Source organism: Pseudomonas sp. NPDC089569 (assembly GCF_050280625.1).
Classification (GTDB): domain Bacteria; phylum Pseudomonadota; class Gammaproteobacteria; order Pseudomonadales; family Pseudomonadaceae; genus Aquipseudomonas.
This window is the reverse complement of record NZ_JBNNVQ010000007.1, coordinates 13,817-39,886: the sequence shown is the minus strand read 5'-3', so window position 1 is coordinate 39,886 and position 26,070 is coordinate 13,817. Positions and strand designations below refer to the sequence as shown.

At 58.6% G+C, this 26,070-nt stretch carries 23 protein-coding genes; 5 read left to right on the top strand and 18 right to left on the bottom strand.

Annotated features, from left to right (window positions below):
- Window positions 1–6: 6 nt before the first annotated feature.
- The 3 genes from ACQKP2_RS05360 to ACQKP2_RS05350 all read right to left on the bottom strand — a co-directional run bounded on the left by ACQKP2_RS05360 (window position 7) and on the right by ACQKP2_RS05350 (window position 4,182).
- The gene (locus ACQKP2_RS05360; RefSeq protein ID WP_427574966.1) at window positions 7–1,434 is read right to left on the bottom strand and encodes a Na+/H+ antiporter NhaC family protein; all 1,428 of its coding nucleotides are present in this window, start codon (window positions 1,432–1,434) and stop codon (window positions 7–9) included.
- 89 nt (window positions 1,435–1,523) lie between these two features.
- Window positions 1,524–2,756 carry an MFS transporter gene (locus ACQKP2_RS05355; protein ID WP_427574964.1) on the bottom strand — a complete coding sequence of 411 codons (1,233 nt, stop codon included), beginning with the start codon at window positions 2,754–2,756 and terminating at the stop codon, window positions 1,524–1,526.
- Window positions 2,757–2,859: 103 nt separating this feature from the next.
- Window positions 2,860–4,182 (bottom strand): tetratricopeptide repeat protein, encoded by a 1,323-nt coding sequence (locus tag ACQKP2_RS05350; RefSeq protein WP_427574963.1) that lies wholly within the window; start codon window positions 4,180–4,182, stop codon window positions 2,860–2,862.
- Between the two features lie 240 nt (window positions 4,183–4,422).
- Between ACQKP2_RS05350 and ACQKP2_RS05345 the strand changes: the two genes are divergently transcribed.
- Both ACQKP2_RS05345 and ACQKP2_RS05340 read left to right on the top strand, forming a co-directional pair.
- Window positions 4,423–5,259 carry an AraC family transcriptional regulator gene (locus tag ACQKP2_RS05345; protein ID WP_427574961.1) on the top strand — a complete coding sequence of 279 codons (837 nt, stop codon included), beginning with the start codon at window positions 4,423–4,425 and terminating at the stop codon, window positions 5,257–5,259.
- Between the two features lie 108 nt (window positions 5,260–5,367).
- On the top strand, window positions 5,368–6,561 hold the full coding sequence (locus ACQKP2_RS05340; protein ID WP_427574960.1) for an MFS transporter: 1,194 nt from the start codon (window positions 5,368–5,370) through the stop codon (window positions 6,559–6,561).
- A 41-nt stretch (window positions 6,562–6,602) separates the two neighbouring features.
- Here ACQKP2_RS05340 and ACQKP2_RS05335 read toward each other — a convergent pair whose 3' ends face one another.
- The 6 genes from ACQKP2_RS05335 to ACQKP2_RS05310 form a co-directional block, all read right to left on the bottom strand.
- A complete protein-coding gene (locus tag ACQKP2_RS05335) occupies window positions 6,603–6,953 on the bottom strand; it encodes a DsrE/DsrF/TusD sulfur relay family protein (protein ID WP_427574958.1) in 351 nt (116 codons plus the stop codon).
- A gap of 85 nt (window positions 6,954–7,038) precedes the next feature.
- Window positions 7,039–7,815 (bottom strand): amino acid ABC transporter ATP-binding protein, encoded by a 777-nt coding sequence (locus ACQKP2_RS05330; RefSeq protein ID WP_427574956.1) that lies wholly within the window; start codon window positions 7,813–7,815, stop codon window positions 7,039–7,041.
- A 12-nt stretch (window positions 7,816–7,827) separates the two neighbouring features.
- Window positions 7,828–9,117 carry an ABC transporter permease subunit gene (locus tag ACQKP2_RS05325; protein ID WP_427574955.1) on the bottom strand — a complete coding sequence of 430 codons (1,290 nt, stop codon included), beginning with the start codon at window positions 9,115–9,117 and terminating at the stop codon, window positions 7,828–7,830.
- A gap of 1 nt (window position 9,118) precedes the next feature.
- On the bottom strand, window positions 9,119–10,369 hold the full coding sequence (locus tag ACQKP2_RS05320; RefSeq protein WP_427574954.1) for an amino acid ABC transporter permease: 1,251 nt from the start codon (window positions 10,367–10,369) through the stop codon (window positions 9,119–9,121).
- 102 nt (window positions 10,370–10,471) lie between these two features.
- On the bottom strand, window positions 10,472–11,491 hold the full coding sequence (locus ACQKP2_RS05315) for an amino acid ABC transporter substrate-binding protein (RefSeq protein WP_427574952.1): 1,020 nt from the start codon (window positions 11,489–11,491) through the stop codon (window positions 10,472–10,474).
- Window positions 11,492–11,609: 118 nt separating this feature from the next.
- A complete protein-coding gene (locus ACQKP2_RS05310) occupies window positions 11,610–12,839 on the bottom strand; it encodes a MalY/PatB family protein (protein WP_427574951.1) in 1,230 nt (409 codons plus the stop codon).
- 122 nt (window positions 12,840–12,961) lie between these two features.
- Here ACQKP2_RS05310 and ACQKP2_RS05305 point away from each other — a divergent pair, with 122 nt between their 5' ends.
- Window positions 12,962–13,852, top strand: a complete 891-nt coding sequence (locus tag ACQKP2_RS05305; RefSeq protein ID WP_427574949.1) for a LysR family transcriptional regulator — start codon at window positions 12,962–12,964, stop codon at window positions 13,850–13,852.
- Between the two features lie 9 nt (window positions 13,853–13,861).
- Here ACQKP2_RS05305 and ACQKP2_RS05300 read toward each other — a convergent pair whose 3' ends face one another.
- The 4 genes from ACQKP2_RS05300 to ACQKP2_RS05285 form a co-directional block, all read right to left on the bottom strand.
- Window positions 13,862–14,890, bottom strand: a complete 1,029-nt coding sequence (locus ACQKP2_RS05300; RefSeq protein ID WP_427574948.1) for an alcohol dehydrogenase — start codon at window positions 14,888–14,890, stop codon at window positions 13,862–13,864.
- Between the two features lie 329 nt (window positions 14,891–15,219).
- On the bottom strand, window positions 15,220–16,395 hold the full coding sequence (gene metC / locus ACQKP2_RS05295; protein ID WP_427574946.1) for a cystathionine beta-lyase: 1,176 nt from the start codon (window positions 16,393–16,395) through the stop codon (window positions 15,220–15,222).
- Between the two features lie 69 nt (window positions 16,396–16,464).
- Window positions 16,465–17,751, bottom strand: coding sequence for a hypothetical protein (locus tag ACQKP2_RS05290; RefSeq protein ID WP_427574945.1), 1,287 nt, complete (start codon window positions 17,749–17,751; stop codon window positions 16,465–16,467).
- Window positions 17,752–17,874: 123 nt separating this feature from the next.
- Window positions 17,875–18,366: a GNAT family N-acetyltransferase gene (locus ACQKP2_RS05285; RefSeq protein WP_427574944.1), complete on the bottom strand. Its 492-nt coding sequence runs from the start codon at window positions 18,364–18,366 to the stop codon at window positions 17,875–17,877.
- Window positions 18,367–18,459: 93 nt separating this feature from the next.
- On the opposite strand from ACQKP2_RS05285, the gene ACQKP2_RS05280 reads away from it, so the two are divergent.
- Window positions 18,460–19,392: a LysR family transcriptional regulator gene (locus tag ACQKP2_RS05280; protein ID WP_427574942.1), complete on the top strand. Its 933-nt coding sequence runs from the start codon at window positions 18,460–18,462 to the stop codon at window positions 19,390–19,392.
- A gap of 557 nt (window positions 19,393–19,949) precedes the next feature.
- On the opposite strand, the gene ACQKP2_RS05275 is transcribed toward ACQKP2_RS05280, so the two are convergent.
- Both ACQKP2_RS05275 and ACQKP2_RS05270 read right to left on the bottom strand, forming a co-directional pair.
- Window positions 19,950–20,732: an SDR family NAD(P)-dependent oxidoreductase gene (locus tag ACQKP2_RS05275; protein ID WP_427574940.1), complete on the bottom strand. Its 783-nt coding sequence runs from the start codon at window positions 20,730–20,732 to the stop codon at window positions 19,950–19,952.
- A gap of 109 nt (window positions 20,733–20,841) precedes the next feature.
- The gene (locus tag ACQKP2_RS05270) at window positions 20,842–21,765 is read right to left on the bottom strand and encodes a LysR family transcriptional regulator (RefSeq protein WP_427574939.1); all 924 of its coding nucleotides are present in this window, start codon (window positions 21,763–21,765) and stop codon (window positions 20,842–20,844) included.
- A gap of 143 nt (window positions 21,766–21,908) precedes the next feature.
- On the opposite strand from ACQKP2_RS05270, the gene ACQKP2_RS05265 reads away from it, so the two are divergent.
- Window positions 21,909–22,814: an NAD-dependent epimerase/dehydratase family protein gene (locus tag ACQKP2_RS05265; protein ID WP_427574937.1), complete on the top strand. Its 906-nt coding sequence runs from the start codon at window positions 21,909–21,911 to the stop codon at window positions 22,812–22,814.
- Between the two features lie 105 nt (window positions 22,815–22,919).
- On the opposite strand, the gene ACQKP2_RS05260 is transcribed toward ACQKP2_RS05265, so the two are convergent.
- The 3 genes from ACQKP2_RS05260 to ACQKP2_RS05250 form a co-directional block, all read right to left on the bottom strand.
- Complete coding sequence (locus ACQKP2_RS05260; RefSeq protein WP_427574935.1) at window positions 22,920–23,900, bottom strand: transketolase family protein; 981 nt, start codon at window positions 23,898–23,900, stop codon at window positions 22,920–22,922.
- 3 nt (window positions 23,901–23,903) lie between these two features.
- Window positions 23,904–24,794, bottom strand: a complete 891-nt coding sequence (locus tag ACQKP2_RS05255; protein WP_427574934.1) for a transketolase — start codon at window positions 24,792–24,794, stop codon at window positions 23,904–23,906.
- A gap of 83 nt (window positions 24,795–24,877) precedes the next feature.
- Window positions 24,878–25,981 carry an LLM class flavin-dependent oxidoreductase gene (locus ACQKP2_RS05250; protein ID WP_427574932.1) on the bottom strand — a complete coding sequence of 368 codons (1,104 nt, stop codon included), beginning with the start codon at window positions 25,979–25,981 and terminating at the stop codon, window positions 24,878–24,880.
- Window positions 25,982–26,070 lie beyond the last annotated feature (89 nt).

Sequence of the window (26,070 nt, the reverse complement as noted above, 5' to 3'; positions counted from 1 at the left end):
TTCCGTCTACAGACTCTTGGTCAGACCAAGGATCACAAAACCCACGAGCGCAATACCTGCAGCCGTCAAGCAATAGGGAAGTTGGGTTTTGATGTGGTCCATGAGGTTGTTACCCGTTGCAGTCGCTGTGACGATTCCGGTGTCGCTGATCGGCGAGGTGGTATCACCGAATATCGCGCCCGAGATAGCGGCGCCGATCACCAGGTAAGGGTCCGCACCGGACGACACGGCCAGCTGGATGCCGATGGGAATCATGATGGAGAAGGTCCCCCACGAAGTACCGGTGGACAGGGATATCAGCGCAGCGACCAGAAATACGAAAGCAGCCACGAGGCTTACGGGCATCAGTACGCTGAAATGTTGTGCCAGGAACTGGCCAATCTGCAGTTGGCTGGACAGGTCACCGATCAGGAATGCCAGGGTGAGCACAACCACCAACGGCAACATGGCCTGGTAGCCTTCGACCAGGCGGTTGAAATAGGTTTCGATGTTCATGACCCGCTTGATCAGCACGTAATGCACAAAGCCGACGCACTGTCCGAAGAGTACGGCCCAGAGAATGGCGGTCGAGGCTGATCCATTGCCAATCTCGCCGCCACCGGTGATGTACAGTCCGACCGGCACAAACAGGAAAATCGACAGCAGCGGTACCAGCAGGTTGGAAACACTGGCGCTTGAGATCTGTTCCTCCTCGCCCAGGGCAGTAAGCGGCACGGCGCCTTCTCTGAGTTCCGTGCCGGTTGCCGCGCGCTGTTTGGCACGGCGCATGCCCGGAAAAGAGAAACGGGTGAAGATGCTCACCAGCACCATGGCAATGCTGGCCCAGGCGAACAGGTTGTAGACAATGGAGTGAGCAAGGATATTGAACGGATTGCCCTGGATACTGCCGTTTTCCACCTGGACGGCGATAATGCCCAGCATCATTGCACCCCAGCCATTGAATATCGCTGATGACCATGCGCTGATGCCGACATTCTTGAGCACATAGGCTACCTGCTCACGTGCTACGCCATGGCGGCGTACCAGTTCAGAAGTGGCCGCACCCGAGGTGAGCATCGCCAGGTAGCTGTCGATGAACACCACTGACGCCAATGCACCGGCCAGTAACTGGATACTGATCGGCCCCTTGACGATACGCAGGCGTCCGGAAATCTGGTTGACTAAACCCTTCATGCCGCCAGTGAGCCTTGCGAGGTGAATCACACCGCTGATCATTACGGTGAAGATCAAGGTCCGCACGACTCCGTCGGACTTGAACACATCGACCACACCTTGCACTGCACTTTGCAATCCATGGCCTACGTGGAAATTTGAAAGGACCATGAACCCCGCTACACAGCCCACCACCAATGACAAAATCACCTGACGGGTAAAGATCGCCAGGCATATCGTTACCGCCGGGGACAGCAGCCCCCAGACACCCACTTCGTGCATCGCAAAGACCTCGAGTTTTGTTTTTATTCGAAAAGTGCTGTTGCAGCGATCGGTCGATCGCTTGCGCGCCTGGTTATCAGGCGTAAATGTCAGGTATCAGCGCTCCGGTATGAAAGGAGGTATCCGGCAAGACCGAGCACCGGCCCGGGGACGAGCAGCCATAGCGCATCGATGCCCACGCGCTCGAACAGCCAGGTGGTGCCGGCAATTGACACAACCGTGATCGCGAAACCGATGCTGTTCTGAATGGCCAGCGCACTGCCTACTGCGTCACGCGGACAGGCCTTGGCCGCGAGTGCGGAAAATTGCGGAGAATCGGCAACAACGGACGCCCCCCAAACAGCCAGTAAAAAAAGCAGCGCCCATGCCGGCAATACTCCAGCGACCAGCACGAAGAGCAGCCCGCAAAGGCCGGACAAGCCCAGCGAACCGAGGGCCACGCGCGCACTGCCCAGACGCTGCGAAAGCAGACCGCCAACCAGAGAGCCCAAAGCGCCAATGGCCATCACGCCGAATGACAACCCTGCGACACCCGCTGTGGGGTAAGCAGAAGCCAGGGACGTGCGACTGATGATTAGCGGGACAACGGTCCAGAACGCGTAGAGCTCCCACATATGGCCAAAATAGCCGAGCGCTGCCGCCCGGAAGCGGCTGATCCTGAAGGCGTCGAGGATGGGTCCGACCCGCTTGGTCGGGACGCTGACATTTCCATTGCGTGCGTGCGGACCATCACCGAGCATGCCGATCAGCAGGGCCCCCGCCAACGCAAGAGCCGAAGAGGCAGTGATGATCACCTGCCAGGGCAAATTGGCACCCACGAGCCTGAGGGCATGGGGCAACGCGGTACCCAGGGTCAGCATCGCCACCAGTTGCGCCAGCGCCAGCCCCGTGCGTTCAGGCGCCCAGCCGACAATCAACTTCATCCCCATGGGATAGATCCCCGCGAGCGTGACGCCGACACAAAAGCGCAGCACGGCACCGCTGACTAGCCCATCAGCCAGCCAGGCGAAGCCCAGATTGAACAGACCGCCAGCGATCGCGCTATAGACAAACAGCGTACTGGCGCGAAAGCGGTCAGCTGCGCCGCTGAGCGACAAGCTCAAGGTTCCCAGAATGAAACCCAACTGCACGGCATTGGTCAGCCAGCCGATATCGGCGGTGGAGGCATGCCAGGTGGTCATCAACGAGTCGGCGGCGCCGTTCGCGCTGAACCACAACGAGGTGCCGAACAATTGCGCGATGGCAATGATCGCCACTGGGCTCATCAGACGCAGAAGTAAACCTCGTAAACCTGCCGGGCTGGCAGTCAGGGCAAGACGCATTTCAGATATCCCCTTCCTGGCATTGCATGAAGGTGCAGGCGAGCCGGCCGACCTGTCGCCAAGTCAGCCAGTCTCGATAGGCACCGGAGGAATTTTCTGAATGTCAGCCTGCGGCGAGGCCGGTCAGCCAGCGAGTGTCGCGTGGCGAGGGACGACGGTGCAGTCTGCGGTCGAGCAGTGCCCTGGCCTTTTCCGCCTCGCCGGCACGCATCAGCGACACTAACAAAGTGTCCTGGACGATTTCACGCTGGGCACCGCTGCCGCCGATGCGTACCACTTCGTGAGCGACAGGTTCGAGAATCCGCGCACAATCCGCATAGTTGCCATTGGCAAAGGCCTGCAGTGCGTGGCAAACCGCAGGAACAACAGACCCCGCGCGCAGACTGCCATCGCTGACCAGAGTGCTCAACGCATTCGCTCGTTGTTCGAGTGCGAGCTGGTCCCCGGTAGCGGCAGCCAGCATGGCCATGTGAACGTCCGCGAAGGGGAAGCCCGGCTGTTGGAAGTAGTCGGCAGCGTAACGCGCAGCCTCATTCCACAGGCCCGCTGGTACTTCATGACCGTAAGCCTGCATACGCCACAGGAAGGAGGCGCTGTCACTGATGACGTTGATCGGCACGCCCATGGAAACTGGCGGCGCTACCTGCCCGGCGTAGATGCCCAGTGCCGTTTCCAGATCACCGCGTTCCAGCGCCACCAGCGCGCCGTGCCAGGCGATGTGGCCGTGCAATGTGCCGCTGCGATCATAACCCGGCAACCAGTCCTTGATGATTTCAGCCGCCTCGTCGTTGGCGCCGGCTTCATAGAGCACATGGGCCACCGCATGGACCGCGTTGACGTTATTGCGCCGCAGCTCCAGCGAGCGCTGAGTCATTGCTCGGCCGAGCTCAACGTTGCCGTTTTCGCCGTGGGCCCAACCTCGATAGTTGAGGAACCACCAGTCATCCTCGGGGAAGTGACGAGCGTGGCGTTCGCACAATTCGACACGTGCCTGGTCATGGTCGGCCATGCCGGAAAACGCGAACAGGCCAAACGCCCCCAGCGGCATCGACAGGATCACGATATCCAGCGGCCAGCGATCGGTATGCTCAAGTGCGCCGGCCAGCGCCATGGCCGCTTGCCCGTTGATTGCCAGGGACAGCACTTGCACGTGGCTGCGCTCACGCTCGGTGCCATTGATCTGCACCAGCTCCATGGCCTTGGCAATCTTGGCCTTCGCCTGAGTCGCCTCGGCACGTACAGCATGGAAGCGGGCACGCGCAGCAAGTGGTAGAGCAAAGTCCGGGTCGGCGGCTATCGCTTCATCGAGGGTTTGCGCGACACCCGGCCAGAGCGAGAGCAGCAGATCCACACCCGTCCGGTAGCGCTCGGCGGCAACTTCGGAAGAGGTCGAAAGGGGTAGGCTGTAACGGTCAAGACAGGCCATGTTGCGGGCAACTCCTATGTAGTTCCAAGCAGAAATGGTACGAGGTGACCGCTTTATAAAGATGCCCAGTGCGCGGTCGGGTGGGCCACCTCGTACTCACATTAGAACCCAATCAGTCTTGGCCAACTCTCGACTATCAGTCATATGATGTAGAGCACAAGCCATCCACCCGAACAACATGAATAAAGCGGCGACACGCATGAAATCGGCTCCGGTTGCCAGGCCTGATGTTTTGTCATCATGCACTTCAAAACCACTGTTTGCTCGGATCGTCAGATGAACTGGGACATCATCGAAGCGCCTCACGGCATTGCTTCGCCTCAACCGTTGAAAGTCCGTGCCCAATCCATTCCGGCTCGGCACAGCTTTCCCGAACATGCCCATGACTGGCACCAAATGGTCTATGCGATATCCGGTGTACTGACGGTCAACACCCAGACGGGTTCTTTCGTGATCTCGCCAGAACAAGCGGCCTGGCTACCCACCGGACTGAGTCACAAGGTCGGTTCGATGTACGGCGCCGAGTTTCGCAGCCTGTGGATCAGCGACCGAATCCCCTCGGGCTTGCCAGCGGATCAAGCGACGCTGTTTGGTGTTTCCCCCCTGCTCAAGGCGCTCATCATCGAAGCGACGCGTATCGAAGATGAACAGGAAGAAGCCGGATACGCAAGCCGCATCACTCAATTGATTCTGGACCAGTTGCGTCGTGCCACGCCCATTTCTACCGCCTTGCCCTGGCCGCGAAGCCAGGGCCTCATGAGGTTGTGCGAAACGCTGTACGCCGACCCGGCGGATACGACAGAGATGGAAACCTGGGCGAAAACGCTGGGCATGTCGGAGCGAACACTGGCCCGTCGTTTCCTCAATGAGACCGGATTCAGCCTGCGTACCTGGCGCAGACGCCTGCGATTGTTCCGCGCGATTGAACTCCTCGGAGGTGGGCTGGATGTCACCCGCACTGCGCTGGAACTGGGCTACGGTTCGACCTCGGCGTTCATTTATGCATTCCGCCAGGAATTGGGCAGCAGCCCGCAGGCCTATATGCGCGGTGATACTTCGAGCGCCCCGGGCAACTGAAAAGGAAAAAGTTTTTCTTTGTCGACTGCAAATCAATCCTGCGTTGCCGCCACCTTTCGAGGGGCAAACAATGTAGGAAGTGCGCGCTTCAAAACCTGCGGAACCCCAATGAAAACTTTCAGAATCGATTCGAACGTGGCGCGCCTGGCAATCGCCCAGGCGCTGGCCGGTGCCAACTCGACTGTGGTCTACGCCACCGGAGCAATCATCGGCAACATGCTTGCCCCCCACCCTTCCCTCGCAACCTTGCCCATCTCGGTGTTCGTCATCGGCATGGCGCTGGCTACTTTGCCCATTGGCTACGTCGGCCGCCGTTTCGGACGCCGCGTCGCGTTCCTGATCGGCAATACCTGCGGTGTCATTGTCAGTTTACTTGCCGCCTATGCACTATGGACGACTTCATTTGTGCTGTTCTGCATTGCCATGCTGTTTGGCGGTGCCTACGCCGCTGTTGTGTTGACCTTTCGTTTTGCCGCTGCCGAATGCGTCGATGAGCAAAACCGCGCAAGAGCGCTGTCCATGGTGCTGGCCGGTGGCGTGGCCGCCGGTGTTTTGGGGCCGCAACTGGTGAACGCTACCATGGACGTTTCGACCCACACCTTTGCCATCACCTACATCGCAGCCGCAGGATTTGCGCTGCTTTCAGCGTGGGTGTTGATGGGCGTGCGCTTCATCCAGCCGGCACCGGCGTCCATATCACAGCAACCGCGTCCGGTTGGCGCGGTGCTTCGTCAGCCGCGCTTCATCGTCGCGATGCTGTGTGGCGTGGTCAGCTACATGATGATGAATTTCATGATGACGTCTGCACCGCTGGCCATGGATCTGTGCGGCATCACCAGGGTGAACTCCAATTTCGGTATAGAAATGCACGTGATCGCCATGTATGCACCGAGCTTCTTCACTGGGCGGCTGATCAATAGATTCGGCGCGCCCTTCATCATCCAGTGCGGATTGATCCTGATCGGTGCTGCAGCGCTGGCGGGTATGGCCGGCGTGAGTGTCAGTCATTTCTGGCTGGCACTGGTACTGCTAGGTATCGGCTGGAACTTCGGCTTCCTCGGTGCCTCCGCTTTGGTCCTGACCTGTCACGCCCGCAAAGATGGTCCGCGGATCCAGGCCATCAATGACTTCGTGGTGTTTGGCACCATGGTGGTTGGTTCCTTCCTGTCAGGCGGCCTGCTCGACAGTTTTGGCTGGTCGACTGTTTCCGGAATGATTTTGCCGCCGGTCCTGATCGCCATGGCCGGCTTGTTCTGGCTGCAAAGCCGGCAACGGGATATGACCTGCGAGCCTCGGACCTGACTCTCGAAGTGAAGCGTTCGTCCCGGTAGCCCGGGGCGAATTCAGAAAATCAACACCTTATCCGCTTGCATTGTCCAGTCAGCCAGCTCTCCCGGTGCGGCACGCCGCACCCCGTCAACCAGCTCGGCGTCCTTCATCCCACGCGCATCCATGCCGTCACCACACAGTGCCACTTCACCCTTGCGCAGGACCTTTGCCAGGACCAGTTCGAGGTTGTAGTGCCCGGTCGGCACCCTCTGCCCTGCCCTGGCACAACCCACTGCATCGGACTGAAGAAAAACACGGACCTGCGCGTGTTTCTGTGCCGACAACGAGCCGGCCAAACGCAATGCATTGAAGGCACGCTCAGACCCGTAACAGCCATCGTTGATGATGAATAGAAATGCGCCCACAGCGACTCCTCATACGCCATAAACATAAAAAAGAGGAGAGGGTCTGGCCCACCTCCTCAAAGGTCCCGCAAGAGATTCAGGACTTTCAGTGACGCAGAATCTGACTCAGGAACGTCTTCGATCGCTCGGACTGCGGGTTGCTGAAGAACGCAGTCGGTTCGTTCTGTTCGACGATTTGCCCTTGGTCCATGAAGATCACGCGGTTCGCTACCGCCTGGGCAAAGCCCATTTCATGGGTAACACAAAGCATGGTCATCCCCTCCTCGGCCAGCTGGATCATGGTATCGAGGACTTCCTTGATCATTTCCGGGTCCAGCGCCGAGGTCGGCTCGTCGAACAACATGACCCGTGGATTCATGCACAGCGCCCGGGCGATTGCCACGCGTTGCTGCTGGCCGCCGGACAGCTGGCCGGGAAACTTGTGCGCATGCTCGGGAATCCTGACCTTGGTCAGGTAATGCATTGCCATTTCCTCAGCCTGTCGCCGAGGTACCTGACGCACCCAGATCGGCGCCAGGGTGCAGTTCTCCAGGATGGTCAAATGCGGGAACAGGTTGAAGTGCTGGAACACCATGCCGACTTCCTGACGGACTTCATCGATCTTGCGCAGATCGCTGGTCAGTTCGGTGCCGTCAACGACAATCCGGCCTTGCTGGAACTCCTCCAATCGGTTGATGCAACGGATCATCGTCGATTTCCCCGACCCGGAAGGACCGCAGATGACGATTCGTTCACCCCGGGTAACGGTCAGGTTGATATCGCGCAGCGCGTGGTAATTTCCATACCACTTGTTGACGCCAGTGATCTGTATCGCGACTTCCTGGACAGGCGCCGGGGAGACGTTTGAATGCTCGCTTTTCATTGTTTTTGACTCCTAGCGGTGATCGGTTTTGAGCCTGCGCTCCAGGTGGATCGAGTAACGCGACATGCCAAAGCAGAAGAGGAAGAACACGCCGCCGATGAACAGGAACAGCTCCCAGTAGATGCCCTGCCACTCGGTGCTCGCGCGAATCGCGGTGGACAGCGCAATGGGATCGAGCAGGCCGATGAACACCACCAGCGTGGTGTCCTTGAACAGGCCGATAAAGGTGCTGACGATCATCGGGATCGAAATTTTCAGGGCCTGGGGCATGATGACCAGGCGCTGCGCCTTCCAGTAGTTCAGACCCAAGGCTTGTGCCGCCTCCGTCTGGCCACTGGGCAACGCCGCCAGCCCGCCCCTGATCACCTCGGCCATGTAGGCGGTGGAGAAGATCGTCACCATGATGATCACGCGCAGGATCAGGTCGAACGACGTGCCGGGCGGCAAGAAGTAGTTGAGCAGCAGCGAGGCGGTGAACAACAGGGTAATCAGCGGCACACCACGAACGAATTCGATGAAGGTCACGCTCATCAACCGGATCAGTGGCATCGACGAACGTCGGCCCAAGGCAAGCAGAATGCCTAGTGGCAGGGACATGGCGATACCACTCACGCCGACCACAAAGGACAGCAGGAACCCACCCAGGTCACGGGATGCCACTGGTTCTAGCACCAACGGGAGCACACCCTGAAGATGCGTAGCTATCGGCTCCACAGCTCGCACCCACCAGAGTATCGAGACACCCACCGCACCGATCAGAGCGAGACCGGTTCCAAAGCGCCGCCCCAGGGAAAACACCCATGCAGCCATTGCCAGTCCGGCATAGACCATGCCCGGCGTCCACAGCGAACCACCCCAGATCAGCCAGAACGCCAGACCGGGATAGACAGCGCTGAACCAGAGCATTTTTGCCGGCATGCGTTTGAACAGGATCGGCCCAAGCGCGACGAACAGCAGCATGAAGGCAGCCAGCGGGCGCCAATAAGACACTGGTGGATAGAAGCCGAACACCAACTGTGGCCAGCGCTCGCGAATCACGCCCCAACAGGCGCCCGGCTCGCCGGCCAGCATGCGCCGACATTCACCCAGGGAATCAGCCTGCCACACCGAATTCGCCAGCCAAGGGAACACAGCCTGTACCAGCGCTGCGATCGTCAGGAGTGCAGCAACCGTGAGCAGACTGCTCCACCAGCCGTTGAACAACTTCGAGCGCATCCAATGAACTATGCCCCCCTGCCCTGCAGGCGGCTCGGCCTGCGCAAGCAATTGCTTGCGGGTCCAGGCGATGGATTGTTGTGTCATGTCAGCGCCCCTGCAATTTCACGCGGTTGTTGTACAGATTCATCAGGCCGGAGATCACCAGGCTGATAGTCAGGTAGATGATCATCATCAGCAGGATGCCCTCCAGCTCCCTACCGGTCTGGTTGATCGTGATCCCGCCCAGTGTCGAGCGCAGGTCCATGTAACCGACTGCCAGGCCGAGCGAGGTGTGCTTGGTGATGTCCAGGTATTGCGAGGTCAGCGGCGGCACGATCACCCGCAGCGCCTGGGGCAGGATGACCAGACGCATGGTGCGACCCGGACGCAGGCCCAAGGCATGTGCCGCCTCGGTTTGCCCCCGGCTGATGGACTGGATGCCACTGCGCACGATCTCCGCGATGAAGGCGCCGGTGTAAATGCTCAGCCCGATCCACATCGCAATCAGTGCGTTGCCGAGTTGCAAGCCTCCCTGGAAGTTGAAGCCGCGCAGCTGCGGATACCCCAGGTGAAAGCCGAGGACATACAACAAAGCCAGCATCGGCAATATCAGCACTGCAAGTCGCTTCCACCAGAGCACAGGGCGCTTGCCGGTGCGGCCTTGTACGCTATCGGCATGGCGACGCAGCAGGCAATCGAGCAACAGGCAGACAATCAACAGACCAATGATTGCCAACGTGTTGAGACCAGGCTGCACTACACCCAGATTCAGTACGCCCATATCGTGGGAAAACAGCGGCTCGGGAACGTAAATACCTCGGTTCGTGACGGCAATCGCCGTTTCGCTGATCCCCGCGCTTCGATAACTGCTCGGCGTCGGCATCGCTTGCGCCATCACTGCACCGATGATCAGGATGCACAACAGTGCAGGCACGTTACGGAACAGCTCGATGTACCAGCCCATCAGGCGCGAGACGATCCAGTTATCCGACAGGCGCAGTACGCCGGCCAGGACACCGATCACTGTCGCTGTCACGCAGGCCAGCACAGCCAGGATCAAAGTATTGAGCAAACCGACCAACGCCGCCCGGCCGTGTGTCATCTGACTGTCGTAGGCAATGGGTTGCTGATTGATGTCGTAGCCGGCGGCACTCCACAGGAAGCTGAAGGAAAAGTCTTTGCCCAGTACCGCGAGGTTGCGCACGGTGTTGTCCAGCAGCCAAGCCACGGCGAGCATCAGGCACATTAGGGCGATGATCTGGATGGTGTAGGAACGGTAACGTTTGTCATGCAACAGCATGCCCAGCGAGAAGGACGTCTGTTCGTCATTCTTGCGGGTCATCGTGAGGGTGGACATCGCGAATCTCTCCCAAAGGGTTGGGCAGACTACGGGCTCTTGATAGCCGTCAGCCTGCCCTTTGCGGCAAGGGTCGAACGACGCGCCGGAGGGCGCGTTGACTCAGCGGAACGGCTCGGCGTACAGCAAACCGCCCTGATTCCACTGGGCGTTCAGGCCTCGTTCAAGGCCGATGGGCGTGAGCTTGCCCAAGGAGTTGTCGAAGATCTCGCCATAGTTGCCGCCAGCGGCGATCGCGCGGCTGGCCCACTTGTCATCCAGCCCCAGCTGTTGGCCGAAGTTGCCCTCCTTGCCCAGCAGCCGGTTGACCTCGGGGTTGCCCGAGCTGCTGGCCATTTGCGCAAGATTGCCGGAGGTCACGCCCAGCTCTTCGGCAGCGATCAGGGCATTGAGTGTCCAGTGGACCACATCCGCCCACTGGTCATCACCCTGGCGAACCATTGGCCCCAAGGGTTCCTTGGAGATGAGTTCGCCTAGGACCATATGTTCATCCGGAGTTGCGAAGCTGGCCTTGGAGGCCGCGAGCCCGGAGACATCATTGGTGAACACGTCACAGGCGCCGGCCAGGTACTTCTGTTCGCCTTCGGCGGTGGAGTCGATCGGCACCGGTTCGTACTTCATGCCGTGGTTACGCGAGTACTCCGCCAGATTCAGTTCATGGGTGGATCCGGTCTGCACGCAGATCGAGGCGCCGTCCAGATCCTTGACCGATTTCGCTCCGAGCGACTTGCGCACCAGGAAGCCCTGGCCATCGTAGTAGTTGATACCGGCGAAGGTCAGCTTCAGATCCACGTCGCGGGTGAAAGTCCAGGAGCTGTTGCGGATCAGCAGGTCGACTTCGCCCGAGGCCAAGGCGGTAAAGCGAGTCTGGCCAGTAGTGGGTACAAAGTTGACCGCGTTGGCGTTACCCAATACTGCGGCTGCGACGGACCTGCACAATGCAACGTCCAGACCTTGCCAGGCGCCCTTTGCGTCTGGGGCAGACAACCCGGTGTTGCCGGTCGACACGCCGCAGTTGAGTTTTCCACGAGCTTGCACATCTTTCAGCGTACCGGCGCTGGCGAAGCCGGACACCAGGGCAGCAGCAAGACAGACCAGCGGAACGAGGGGGGACTTTCTCATCATGTTCACCTTTGTTGTTGTGATGTTTTCAAGGCGGCAGTACAGGGCACAGGTGCAGCAAAGGGCTCACGTTCGTCGCGCGAGCGCCTGTTGTCATGGGTAAGTCGGGTGGAGCTGCTCAGCGTTGCTGCACAGCTCGGGTGATGCGCTGGATCGCTTCGTCGATCGTCACGCGGCTGCAACCCAGGTTGGCCCGCATGAAGCCGCGGCCTTCCTGGCCAAACTTCTGGCCCTTGTCGAGCCAGACGCGTGCCTGGGTCAGCATGAATCTGTCGAGCGCTTCGGCGTCCATACCCAGGCCGCGACAGTCCATCCAGGCCAGGTACAGCGAATCCGTCGGCACCACCTTGATCTGTGGCGTCGCCGCGTGGATGGCTTCGGCAAAGTGAGCCTGGTTGCCGCGCACGTAGCCGAGCATCTGCTCCAGCCATGGCTCGCCGTGGGTATAGGCCGCCTCGGCCGCCACCATGCCGAGGGCATTGACGTAGCGATAAAGGTTGCGATCGTACTGACGGACCAGCTCTTCGCGGATCCGCTTGTTGGGGATGAAGATGTTCGCGGTCTGCAGCCCGGGCATGTTGAAGGTCTTGCTCGGTGCCGTGCAGGTGATGCTGTTCTGGGCGAACTGTTCGCCCAGCGAAGCGAACGGAATGTGCTTCTTGCGCGGATTGAGGATGATGTCCTGATGAATTTCATCAGAGAGCACCAGTACATTGTGGCGGGCACAGATCTCGCCCATTGCTCGCAGTTCTGCCTCCGACCACACATTGCCCGTCGGGTTATGCGGATGGCTCAAAATGAACAAACGAGTGTGCGGCTCAATCGCGGCTTCGAACTTGCGTTCGTCGAAGTGATAACGCTCGCCGTCGAAATCCAGTGGTGCCAGGGCCAAGCGCCGGCCATTGATTTGCGCATCATCGTGAAAGTGTACGTACACCGGCGGCTGGATCAGCACCGAATCGCCCGGCTTGGTAAACGCCTGGATGGCCGTCTTCATGGTGGTGATGATGCCGGAGGCCTGCATCAGCCAGTCCCGGGACACGTCCCAGCCGAAGCGTCGCCCTTGCCAACCGATCACCGCATCCACATAGGACTTGCGCGGACCGCCAGCGTAGCCAAATACGCCAAACTGCACGGCCTCGCTCAGTGCGTCGATGACTGCTTGGGGCGAACGGAAATCCATGTCCGCCACCCACATTGGAAGTGGATCAGAGGCACATTCTTGGGGTGTCAGGAAGTTGTGGCCATAGTCCCACTTCATGGAATTGGTGTGCCTGCGGTCGATGACTTCATCGAAGAGACAGGTGGCTTCGTTGCTGAGTTGCGATGTGAGTACCTGGGTATTCATCGTTCTTGGTATCCAGTCTGTTCACGAAAGATGAAGGCTCTCTTGCCTTGCAGTATTAGTAACAACATCGGATCATGAACAGAAATGGTATTACTTCATCAATCCATGAACTGGGTACATGAATGATCGACTTCCAGCACCTTTCGATCCTGCGTGAGGTTTCACGCACCGGCAGCGTTACGGCTGCCGCCGAGCGGCTGAACACCAGCCAGTCCGCCCTCTCCCACGCCATTGCCAAATTCGAGGAACGACATGGCATCAAAGTCTGGATGAAGGACGGTCGCAGCCTGCGTTTTACCCAGGCAGGCAGCTACCTGCTAAGCCTTGCCGAGCGGCTGCTGCCACAGGTGGAGCATGCTCAACGGGTGCTCTCGGATTTCGCTGATGGGCGGCGTGGTGCATTGCGCGCCGGCATGGAGTGTCATCCGTGCCAGAAGTGGCTGATGGGCGTCACAGGCCCTTATCTGCGGCGCTGGCCGGACGTCGACTTCGAGGTGTGCACAGCCTTTCGCTTCGATGGCGTGGCCGCGCTTACGGGCTTCGAGATCGACCTGCTGATAACCCCGGACCCGATCGATCAACCCGAACTGTTATTCACCCCGGTATTCGATTACGAACTGGTGCTAGTGCTGCACGAAGATCACGCGCTTGCGACAAAGCCGTGGGCTGATCCCCACGACCTGATCCAGGAAACACTGATCACCGTGCCAGTCAGCCTGGAGCGGCTGGACATCTACAGCCGATTCCTGGTGCCCGCCAATTGCCGTCCGCATCACCGGGTTACGGCGGAAACCACCGAACTGATGCTGCAACTGACGGCGGCCGGACGCGGGATCAGTGTGCTGCCGGAATGGCTGCTACATGAGGAAGGTCTGGGCCTGCCCTTGAAGGCCCTGCGCATCGGACCACATGGTCTGCACAAGAGCATTCACCTGGGCGTACGCAAGGCCGAAGCGCAGATCGACTACATTGCTGGCTTCCTCGACATCGCCCGTGAGCGGCAACCGGTGTAGGACGGGCGGTTATTCGTTGCCCATAGTCAGCACCATCCGAAACTTAACGGCACCAGACCTCACGCGCTGATAAGCCTCCCATGCGCTTGCCAGCGGCAAAGTCTCGATTTGCGCACGAACGTCCGTCATCAGGCTGAAATCTAGGGTTTTCTCCGACTCAAAGGGTGTCCCGGTAATGCTGCCCTGAACACTACGCTCACCACCCACCAGTGTGCCGGGCATGATACTCAGCGGCTGTCGGCCGACACCGACCACCAGCAAGCGTCCCTGAGGGGCGAGCGCCGGCATCAGTGCAGAGACCGCGTCGCTGTCGGTGATGGTGGTAAGAATGGCATCGGCACCACCCATATTCCGCAGTCGTGAAACTGCATCTTCAACCTGGGTGTCGATGTAGTGATGAGCACCTAGTTGCAGCGCGTGCTCGGCGATATCAGCACCCCGCCCGACTGCCACAACCCTGAACCCCATCCTGCGGGCATATTGCAGTGCCAAATGCCCCAGCCCGCCGATCCCCTGGATCGCCACCAGATCGCCCGCCAGAGCCCCAGACTTGCGCATGGCATTGAAGGTCGCAATGCCCGCGCATAACAACGGAGCGGCCTCCACGGAGCCAAGTGCGTCGGGAATCGCCACTAGCCCAGTTGCCCGTGCGAGCATCATTTGCGCGTAGCCGCCGTCCCGCGAACTGCCAGTCACAGGCTGGTCTTTACATAGATTGAAATACCCACGTCGACATTGTTCACACTCCTGACAATGACCACCCAAACGGCCGATACCAACGCGCTGCCCTACATGCCACGCCTTGGGAATGCCCGCACCGAGTTTCATCAGTCGCCCAACAACTTCATGGCCCGGCACCCTGGGCAATTGCACATCTGACTCCAATCCGTCGATCACACCCGCATCGGCGCCGCAGATGCCACAGGCGTGAACTTCGATCAGTACCTCACCGAGACCCGGTTCCGGAACTTCCCGCTCAACCAGTTCAAGCACACCTGGCCGACTGACCTGCATTGCCTTGTACGTATTACGAGTCATAACGAAGTCACCTGCGATTGATGAACTGTCTTTACTGTTCGCGGAAGCGTCACTCTGATACTGCCCTTGTAGGATTTCTCATGTCCCCATGGGCACTTAAGAACTGCCTCCGAGTTACAGAAGCAGTTCTTAATTCAGTGTCAGGAGGCTAGATCCAGCCCTCGCTGAGTGCAAAGCATTAAATTTTGTGCACGTAGACAGATTTCTTGCGTTGACTGAAACGTTGTCATGTGAACGGAGCTTTCGAAGTTCCAGCGCAATTATGACGAGCGGTGATTGCTTGCAACTGCCTGCCCAACGCCAGTGGTCCGATGCGGCGACGGATGGGGCTAGCCCTGCCACAGACGGTTAAGGCCGCTGCGCAGATCGCGTTTGAGATCGTCCATATCCTCCAGGCCGATTTGCAGGCGCAACGCCATGCCATTCGGCGCCCAGCGGGTGGCCGTGCGATAGTCAGCGCAATTGAACGGAATGATCAGACTTTCAAAGCCGCCCCAGGAATAGCCCATGCCGAAGATCGACAGGTTATCCAGCATCGCCGCGAGGTTTTGCTTCGTATAACCCGGCTTGAGAATCACCGAAAACAAACCCGTGGACCCGGTAAAGTCGCGTTTCCAGATCTCGTGGCCAGGGCAGCTCTCGAAGGCCGGGTGCAATACGGTTTCGACTTCCGGCTGCATGGCCATCCAGCGCGCCATCTCCAGTCCACGGTGCTGCGCTTCCTTCAAGCGCAGGTGCAGTGTGCGCAACCCGCGCAGGGCCAGGAAACAGTCCTCCGCGCCCGGCAGCATCGCCATCGAATCGTAGGTCTTGCGCAGCTCCGGCCAGGTGGCTTCGTTCGCCGTCACCAGTCCCATCAGCAGGTCCGAATGCCCACCCAGGTACTTGGTGCCGGCCTCCACCGCCAGATCGCAACCATGATCGTGGGCGCGGAAGAACATCGGCGTGGCCCAGGTATTGTCGATGATGGTCTTGATATTGCGCTGCCGTGCCACACGAGTAATTGCCGGCACATCCTGCACTTCCAAAGTCTGCGAGCCGGGCGACTCAAGGAAGATGGTCGAGGTGTTGGGCCGCAGCAGGTCGACGATGCCGTCGCCGATCAGCGGGTCGTAATAGCTGATCTCTACTCCGAACTTGTGCACCAGGTGGTCGCACAGTACGCGGGTGGGCCGGTAGACGGTGTCCGGCATCAACAGGTGGTCGCCGCTCTTGAGCGTGGTGAACAGCGCCAGGGCCAGTGCACCCAGACCCGACGGCGAAATGACCGTGCCGGCGGCACCGGAAATCTCGCTCCAGGCAGTTTCCAGGCTTTCAATGGTCGGGGTGCCCAGGGTGCCGTAGGCAAAACGTGCCCGGGAATGCTCGAGGTCTTCCATCGTCTTGAAGACTACGGTCGAACCGCGATACACCGGCATGTTGACGAAGCCTAACTGCAGGTCATGGTCGCGCCCCAGCCGGGTCAACCGGGTGGCCATCGAGAATTCGTGCGAGGTATCTTTCATGTCTTGCTCATTCATCGATGCGCCCGCCTGTTCCGTGGCACAGGCAAGCGCCGTTAACGGAAGGTTGGCTTACTCGAAAAACTTGAAGAACGGCGACGCCATCAGCAGTACGCCGTATAGCGCGACGTAGTACACGGCCTTGCCGCGCAAGTTGCGCAAGGCTTCGACTTTCCATACCAGGTAGCACGGTACCAGGCAGGTAGTAATACCGAAGATCGGCCCCACCAACTGGAGGATCAGCATGGTCGAGAAGTTGCCCAGCACCCACAGCCAGAGGAATACGACAATCGCCAACGTCAGCACCAGGCCGAGCTTGCGCTGGTTGATGGCGCACTGCTCGGCGCGGCGGCTCAGCAGGTTCATGACAATTCCCTTGAGGGCTTCATGGAAGCCCAGGTAGATACCGAAGAACGCGCTCATGATGGCGAAGACATTAAGCATCACCGACATGATCTTCACCCACGCCCCCGGCATCACCTTGGCGGCGATCGCCAGGGCCGAGATGTTCTGCGCCAGGGCCTGCTCGGCATCGGCCTTGCTCACCGAGAAGGCGAACGAGAATGCGAAGAACAGCACCGCGACCACAAGAATGATGTAGGCGATCCGATTGACCCGTACGCTGCGGTAGGCCGCCACGTAGCGGTCGCTCTCGAGCTTGCGGTAAGCGATGTTCATCGGGTTGAGGATTTGCACGTACAGGATAGAGAACAGTGCGAACGGCAAGGTGAGGAACACATCGCGCAGAAACGTTGCGAAATCGCCCAGCGGCATGACATTGCTGAAATCCCAGTAAGGCACCATGACCACCGCTAGCAAGACGATGATGCCGAACTTGACCATGATCATCGGTCCGGCCACCTTGAACAGCAGACGCTCACCCTGGGCCGAGATCAACACCAGCAGGGCGATCACCAACAGCCCGTACCAGCCTTGCTTGGCCAGCGACTGCTCGGTCAGGCCGAAGGTCTGGAAGTAAGAGGCGCTGTCGTAGGTGATTGAACTGGCATAGGTGAGGATGCCACCCAGCAGCATCACGAAATATATGCTGCCCAGCGCCACCCCCCAGTTCTTGCCCAGATAATGGCTGATCGCTCCGGCATAGTCTTCGCACTGTTCGGATTGAATCAGGGTGCGCAGGAACAGGTTCTGCAAGTGGTAGACCGCCGGGTACGACAACAGCACCGCCGTGAGAAACGCATACAACCCCTTGAGCCCTATCTGCACCGGCATGAATACGATGCCTGAGCCGATTGCCATCCCCACACAGAGGACAACCCAGCCGAAGTCGTAACCAGTAAATGGGATTCTTGCGGACGAGCGAATGCCGTCACCGAGAACGAGGCTCGACGTTTTCATGATTACACCTTTGATTGTTGGACTTATTGGCAGGTTTGAAACGTGTTGCTGTTGGACGCGCTGGCCCGGACCCTGTGGCAACGCGCTTATTGGCACGAGCGCCAAGGCGCTCTGGTTATCCGCTCAGAGCGTCATGACCATTTCATGCCAAGCCATTCCACCGTGGTCCGATGGCGAAGGCCGCAAGTACTGGTAGCCCATCTTGCGGTACAGCTCTACATGCTGTTCCTTGCACATCAAGTGGATGGTCTGCTTATCCAGAGCCTTCATCTGTTGAATGAACTTGTTCATCAACAGCTTCGAATAGCCCTTGCCCTGGTAGTCTGGGTCCACCACCACCGACATGATCACGACGTTAGGGGCCACCGGGTCATGGCCGACCAGTTCCTTGAACGCTTCGTCGGACATCACCACCTCGTGGGCGCAACCACTGTTGATGAAGCCAACGACCTTGCCCTCCACTTCGAGAATCAGAAAGCCTTCCGGATACTGCTCAATACGGGTGCGGATCTTTTCCAGAGTGGCGGCTTCGTCACCTTCATACGCACCGATTTCAATCTCGTAACAACGTTCAGCGTCATCGGGGACAGGCTGGTGAAAACGTGGGGTGTTCATGGATATGCTCCTGAATGTGAACGAACAACAACGGCATGGTAAATGAACCGATAGCTGTATACGCTGCATTCTTTTCAGCACAAGATGCAGCTTATGCACTCAGAATTGCGCAATCTCGATCTGAACCTGTTACTGGTATTCGATGCCATCTATCGACACCAGAGCGTGGTGCTGGCCGCGGACGAACTCTCCCTGAGCCCCTCGGCCTGTAGCCATGCCCTGACACGCCTGCGCCAAGCGCTCTCCGATGATCTGTTCGTGCGCTACGGCAGTTCGATGCATCCGAGCCTCCTGGCCGAACAGATTGCCGACGATGTGTCGGCGGCCCTGAGCATCCTCGGTACACGCCTGAGCGCGCGTCGGCATTTCAAACCCGCCGAAAGTAACGAAACGTTCATTCTCGCCGCCACCGACTTCACCGCGTTCGCCATCCTGCCGTTACTGATGCGGCAACTGAGCAAACAGGCGCCGCACATCAAGGTGCAAGTGGTCTATTCGGCGCACCGGGACGCCCTGGACGATCTGGCCGCCGGGCGAGTGCATTTCTCGCTCGGGTTCACCAACCATGCCGAGGAACATTTCGAGGGGGTCGAGGCCATCAACTGCTTTGCCGATGACTACGTGGTGCTGGCCAGTGCCAGCCATCCGCGTCTGTGCGATACATTGAGCATCGAGCAGTATCTGGCGGAGCGCCATGTAGTGGTGCTGCCCTGGTCGGATTCGGACAGTGTCATCGACAATGCCCTGCGACAGCAGGGTATGCAGCGCAATGTCTGTGTGCAGTTGCCCAGCATGATGGCTGCCCCATTCATTGTCGGGCACTCGGAATACCTGGCCACCTTGCCCCGGCGCGCGGCGCATCACTTCATGGACACCGCATCACTTCGAGTGCTTGAAGCCCCTTTCCCCTCCCCGACCTATTACCTCAAGGCTTTCTTTCATCCGCGCTATGCCGCTGGCGCAAGCCATCGCTGGTTGAGGGAGCAAATTGAGTGGACATTCGCCAAGCAGGCTGCCAAGCCATGAATCCGCGGCAGATCAACTCGATGATCCTGAATCGGCACGGGCGCCAAATCGAAGGTGCGTGCAACAAGGAGGTGAATCGCCCCCGGTTTTGTCGACAGTGAGTGGCCGCTCTCTGCCAATCATGACAGGCGGAAACCGGCCAAAAGCGGACGGTTTAAACGTCTACAAGCCGTTCTGTGCCGCGTCGTTTTTAGTCGTAGAGCTGGTCGAAGTCCAAGCATTTCTACTGATATCTAAGTCGCTCACCTGCGGCCAAAACGAAACCGAGCGGAAAATCGTAATTGCAGGGTTCGTCTTCGGGTGGTGACCGACCTATTTGATAGAACCTAACTGTCCAAAGGGTAACTGACGCAGGGCATGCAAAATAACGCCTCGGCACCATTCGCACTGATCATGTTTCGACCATTCACCGGTGTAGCCGCAGACGTGGCTGGTGTTTGACCAATTGTTGAGTGTTATTGACGAGTTGTTTACACAATGACGGAGCGGTCCAACTTTAAGTTAACGCCAGGGACTGTCCACCAGACTGGACGTTCGTGAGCACGCTGCGCAATCACTCAAATTATCGAGCGTATGGTCCCGCCTTCCATGCGCATCGCCATGCCATTGAGCGCAGGTGACGCGGCCAGGTGCAACACGCTGTTGGCCACTTCCTCGGGTTCAATCAAGCGACGGATCAGTGATGTCGGCTCGGTATCATCGAAGTAATCCTGAACCACTTGCTGCGTACTGACGCCTTTTTGCTCGGCGATTTCCCGATGATATCGCTTCACAGCATCGGTAGAGGTGGGGCCTGGCAATATTGAGTTGACCCTCACAGCCGTGCCTTTGGTCAGCTCTGCCAACGCTCTGGAAACACCCAGCAGGCAGGTTTTCATCGCGCCGTAGTGAACCATCCAGGGCTGTGGCTTGACCGCCGACTCACTGCTGATGAACACGATGGAACCCTGACCGCGATCAAGCATCGCTTTCATCACCAGCCGAGTCATGCGCACGCCACTCATGACATTGACGTTGAAATAGTGAAACCACTGAGCATCATCGGTTTCAAAAAAGTCGCGCACCTCAAAGATGCCGACGTTGTTGATCAGAAAGTCGATGGGACCGGCCTCGATGGCAAGGACCACCAGACGCTCGGCCGCGCCTTCCTCGGTCAAATCGGCGACCATCCCCCATGCGTGATCCCCCAATTCCGCGACCGCCTCTGCAACCTCCTTTTCATGAAGTCCGCTGATGACTACGCGAGCGCCCTCCAAAATGAAGCGCTGAGCAATGGCCTTGCCGATGCCCGTTGCGCCGCCGGTGATCAGCGCGGTTTTTCCAGCCAGTTGGTAATCCATGGGAGCTGCCTTCTATTGTCGTTATGCGCACCATCATGCCCCAGCCCCTAGACGAGAATAATCAAAGGTTGCTGAAAACTGATTTCACGAACGACTGAAAGAATCACGGCTATCCAGCCACTAACTGCGGCGCCAGCTTATCCAGCAGGAAGTCGATAAATACGCGTACACGCTGGGGCAGTTGCTGCCCTGGGCCTATGAAAACGGCATGAATCGCTTCGGTTTCACCGCAATCGTAGTCCTCCAGAATCGGCACCAGGCGCCCTGCTTCCAGATCTTCATGGATATGAAAATTCGCCAGCCGGGCTATTCCCAACCCCGCCAGCGCCGAACGACGCATGCTTTCGCCATCGCTCAGGAGCACATTGCCCTTTGGCTCGATCTCGATGCGTTGGCCATCTAACCCACGAAACGCCCAGGCCTGAGAATGCCGATGAAAACCGAAGCCCAGTCGATTGTGCCGTTGCAACTCTTCGAGATTTTCCGGCCGTCCGAAACGCGCGATGTAACCCGGTGAAGCCACCGTAATCATGCGGCTCTCACCCAAGCGCCGCTGAACAAGGCTCGATTCCTTCATCGGACCGGTACGGATAGCGATGTCAGCACGTCTTTCCATCAAATCGACGACTGTGTCGGTCAGCTCCACATTGAGCGTGATGTCCGGATAGGCCAGGAAAAACTCGGGTAACAATGGCAGCAGGCAATGCAGGCCAAAAGGCAGATTGGCGTTGACCTGGATCAGTCCGCTGGGTTTGCTGACGTTACCGATATCGCGCTCGGCAGAGTCGATCAGTTCGAGAATGCGCAGGCATTCGCTGTTGAATCGCTCGCCCTCTGCAGTGAGTTCCAGGCGTCGTGTTGAACGATGCAACAGCCGCGCCCCCAGGCGGACTTCCATGCGACTGATCAATTTGCTGACGGCCGATGGCGACATGTCCAGTTGCCGTGCAGCCTCGGAAAAAGTCCCGGCATTGACAACCCGAGTGAAGACTTCCATTTCACCGGATCGATTGATGTCTTTAATATTGATCACGAACTAAATTCACAGATGATTGTCTTTAAAACAGTCTAGCTCATAAATAGTGCCGATCGTATGGTGAGGTGTTCCTGAAACTGGAATATCTGTCCTTTACCGAAATGAAGGACAGAAATCACACACGATACGAGGACAAGACATTGAAAATTTTCGTTACTGGCGTGACCGGCTACATCGGCGGCTCCGTGGCCAAGTACCTGGTCGATGCAGGCCATGAAGTCAGCGGTCTGGTGCGTAACCCGGAACAACGCAGCGCGTTGCAGGCACTGGGTATTACGCCTGTGCTGGGCACGCTGGATGATGCGTTCATTCTCGGCGAGCAGGCGCGTCTGGCCGATGTGGTGGTCAACGCCGCAAACTCGGACCACCTGGCCTCAGTGCAAACCTTTATCCGGGCCTTGAGTGGCAGTGGAAAGGTACTGTTGCACACATCGGGCTCAAGCGTCGTCGGTGACGATGCCCGCGGCGCTTACGAGCGCGCCGACATCTTCACCGATGAGACTCCATTCACGCCGATGGACATCCGCAAGGATCGGGTCGAGATCAACCAGATCGTGCGGCGCGCCGGCGTCGAACAGGGGATTCGCAGTATCGTGTTCTGTCCGACCATGATTTATGGGGAGTCCCTGGGCCTGCCGTCGAAAAGCGATCAACTGCCCAAGCTGTTTGCCCAATCTCGCAAGTACGGTGCTGGCGCTTATATGGGCGCCGGGGTGCATCGCTGGTCCAACGTTCACATTGTGGATCTGGCGGAGCTCTATCGACTGGCCATCGAGAAAGCCCCATCTGCATCAATCTTCTTCGCCGAAAACGGCGAAGCATCGTTCCTTGAAATCGCCACGTCCATCAGCAAGGCGCTGGGTTTCAAAGGCGATACTCAAAGCTGGCCAGCGGATGAAGCCATCGCTGAACTGGGGGATTGGGCTCGATTCGCCATTGGCTCCAATAGTCGCGTTCGCGCGGTAAACGCCCGCGTTCTGCTGGGCTGGAAACCTCGGCGCGAATCAATTCTGCAATGGATCGAAACCAGCGACGTTCAGTGGTAACACTCCTTTCCCCTGAAATCCGGCCCTAAAAAACGTGCGACGAGGACGTTCTTCAATGAACGCCCTCGCCGCACGCCAGGCCAGGTAACCTAAAAAGAACCTTTGTTAACCCAAGACTTCGAACGCCACGCTTTCGATGCCGGCGGCATCCAGACGGTAGTGTTTGTATAGGTGGGTTGGGGGCGCGATCAGACTGTACTCGTCATAGATGCCATGACGCCGCACTTTGACAGCAACACCCGATTCAGCGATGACTTCACAGACCGCCCCGCCCAACCCGCCAATGATGTTGTGTTCTTCCACGGTAAGGATGGCTCGGCTGTTGCGCGCTGCCGTCAGCACCGCCTCTCGGTCCAGGGGCTTGATGGTGGTCATGTCGATCACTCCCACTGAACGTCCGGCGGCATTCAAGGCACGGGCCGCCTCGAGTGCCGGGTGCACCGTGGAGCCCGTTGCGATGATGGTCAGTTCGTCCCCGGTCGAATGTACCGTGGCTTTACCGAAAACGAACTCAGGAACGGTTTCATACACCACCGGATCGCGGCCGCGCTGGATACGGAAATAGATCGGTTGCGGATAGTTCGCCGAAGCGAGAATCGCAGCCTTCAGCTGATTGCCGTCGGCCGGAGCTACCACCGTAAGGTCGGCAATCGAACGCATGATCGCCAGGTCCTCGGTGGCATGGTGAGACGTGCCATAGAAGCCTAGGGAAATACCGGCGTGGTGCCCGATCAGACGTACCGGCAGCGCCGAATAGGCGACATCCATACGAATCTGTTCGCAGCACAGCAAAGGAAGGAACGAGGCAAACGTCGCGACGAAAGGCTTCATGCCCACCGCCGCCATTCCGGCAGCGGCGGACACCATGTTCTGCTCGGAAATGCCGAATTGCACAAAGCGCTCAGGATGCAACCCAGCGAATTTCGACAGGCCGTTTGAGTACTGCAAATCCGCGGTGCCGGCCACCACGGGCTCGCCCTGCTCGACCAGCTCGATCAAAGCATCCGACAAGGCATTCAGGCTGGGAATCTGGCTGTTCAGTTCCCGGTACTGCCAGGAGTTTTTGGACAGAGGTGCGGTATTCATGGCTTAGATCACCTTGCTTTTGATTTCGTCGATAGCGCGCTGCGCGTCTTCAGGATCGAGATATCCCAAATGCCAGCCCGGCTCGGTTTCCATGTAAGACACGCCTTTGCCCTTGACGGTATTGGCGATGATGCACACCGGTTGCGTGCGCGAGGTGTCGGCCTTGAGGCGACGCAACAGGCATGTGACGGCGGCCAGGTCGTGACCATCTACGACATGGGTTTCCCAACCGAATGCGATCCATTTGTCCGCCAACGGCTCGACGCCGATGACATCGTCGACGTTGCCGTCGAGCTGATAGCCATTGCGGTCGATGATCGCCACCAGGTTTTGGGTTTTATGGTGGGCCGCCGATAACGCTGCCTCCCAGACCTGACCTTCCTGCATTTCTCCATCGCCGAGCATGACGTAGGTGGTGAACGACTTACCGAGCATCCGTCCGGCCAGTGCCATGCCCAACCCGCCGGACAATGCGTGGCCGATGGAGCCGGAGGAAAAGTCCACGCCAGGGACTTTGCGCATGTCCGGATGGTCGCCCAGCGGGTTACCCAGGCGTGTGTAGTTATCCAGAATCTCTTTCTCGAAGAACCCCCACTCCACCAGGACCGGGAACAACCCGACCGCCGCATGTCCCTTGCCCATCATGAAGCGGTCGCGGTCGGGCCATTTCGGTTCGGCAAACCGCAGGTCCATCACGTCGTAATACAGCGCGGCGAACAGCTCGGCCGCCGAGAACACCGAGGTGTAGTGCCCGACTTTGGCGATCTCGATCAGCCGGATCGTTTCCAGGCGAATGAACTGTGCCTTTTCCCGCAAGCGGGCCAACTCCTGGTCGGTCAGTTCGAAGTCGTGCTCAACGCTTTCGCGCAGGTCCTGCCTTGTCAAATCGTTCATATATCCTGTCCAGGCGCATTACCAAAGTTTCGGCCACATCCGGGATGCGGCCGTAAAAGCCCAGCGCAATCGCGATCAGACGATCACTGCGCTTTCAATCGAGGGGTCATGTAATCGTTGAGACGCGGCATCACCTGTTGCGCAGTCAGCTCCATCGAGCGTCGCCACAGGTCCTGGTCATCCCATTCATGGAAGGTGGTCATCAGGGTGCCGAACGGCCCGGTCTGCTCGCTGAACGCGACCAGTTGTTCGGTGACGGAGTTGACGTCGCCGTAGATCACCATTTCCTTGATGCAGTGATCCACCGTCACTTCCTCGTCCGTCATGTCGGGACGAGTCTTGAATATCTTGGTGTAATGGTTGGTGGCCAGGTTATCGATCATGTAATCGAAATAGCGACGCAACGTGCAGCTCTGCTGAGCCAGGTAATCCTCGGCCTGGGCCTGGGAGTCGGCGACGAATACTGAACGGGCCACGCGCCAGTTGTTGGCGTCAGCCTTGAGCCCGACACTCTCAGCCCCCTGACAGTAAGCCTGCCAATGAGAGGCAACGGTCGCCGTCGGGTTGAAGTTGGCAGACATCAAGTCCCAGTCCATGGCGCCGGCGAGTTTTGCCGTCCCGGAAAACGGACTCATGGCTGTCGTCGCTACCCGTGGAAAAGGCTTCTGGAAGGGCTTGGGCATATAGCCGATTTCCAGCTCATGGTGCACCGAATCCTTGAGACTGACCTGACAATGCCCTGCCGAGAAATCATAGGGTGCGTCCGAACTCCAGATCGCCCGGATCATCTCGTAGCAGTCGACCATCATCTGCCCGCGATCCTTGCCGTTACTGCCGTAGACCTCGAAGTCGGACGCCAGCCCGCCCGGGCCGATGCCCATGATGAAACGTCCTTTCGACATATGGTCGAACATGGCCGCATCCGCGGCGATTCGCGCCGGAAAATGGTGCGGGAGATTCAATACGCCGGTGCACAGTTTCATGCGTCGGGTCAGCGGAATCAGCGTAGACAGAAATTGCAGTGCGTTGGTGATTGGCTCGGTGCGCTGCGATGTGTGCTCGCCGACCCAGAGTTCGTCGAAACCGACGCTGTCGGCATGTACGGCACAGGCAATATCCTGATCGTACATCTCGTGATAATCCCAGCCCTTGTGATGAAGGGGCTGCATGAACATAGCGAGTTTCATGTCGTTCTCCTGCTGTTTTCAGTGACTGGCGTGCTGCGAATATTTCTGCACAACACACCGTTTTCATGTCGCGCACTCGTTTCGCAGGC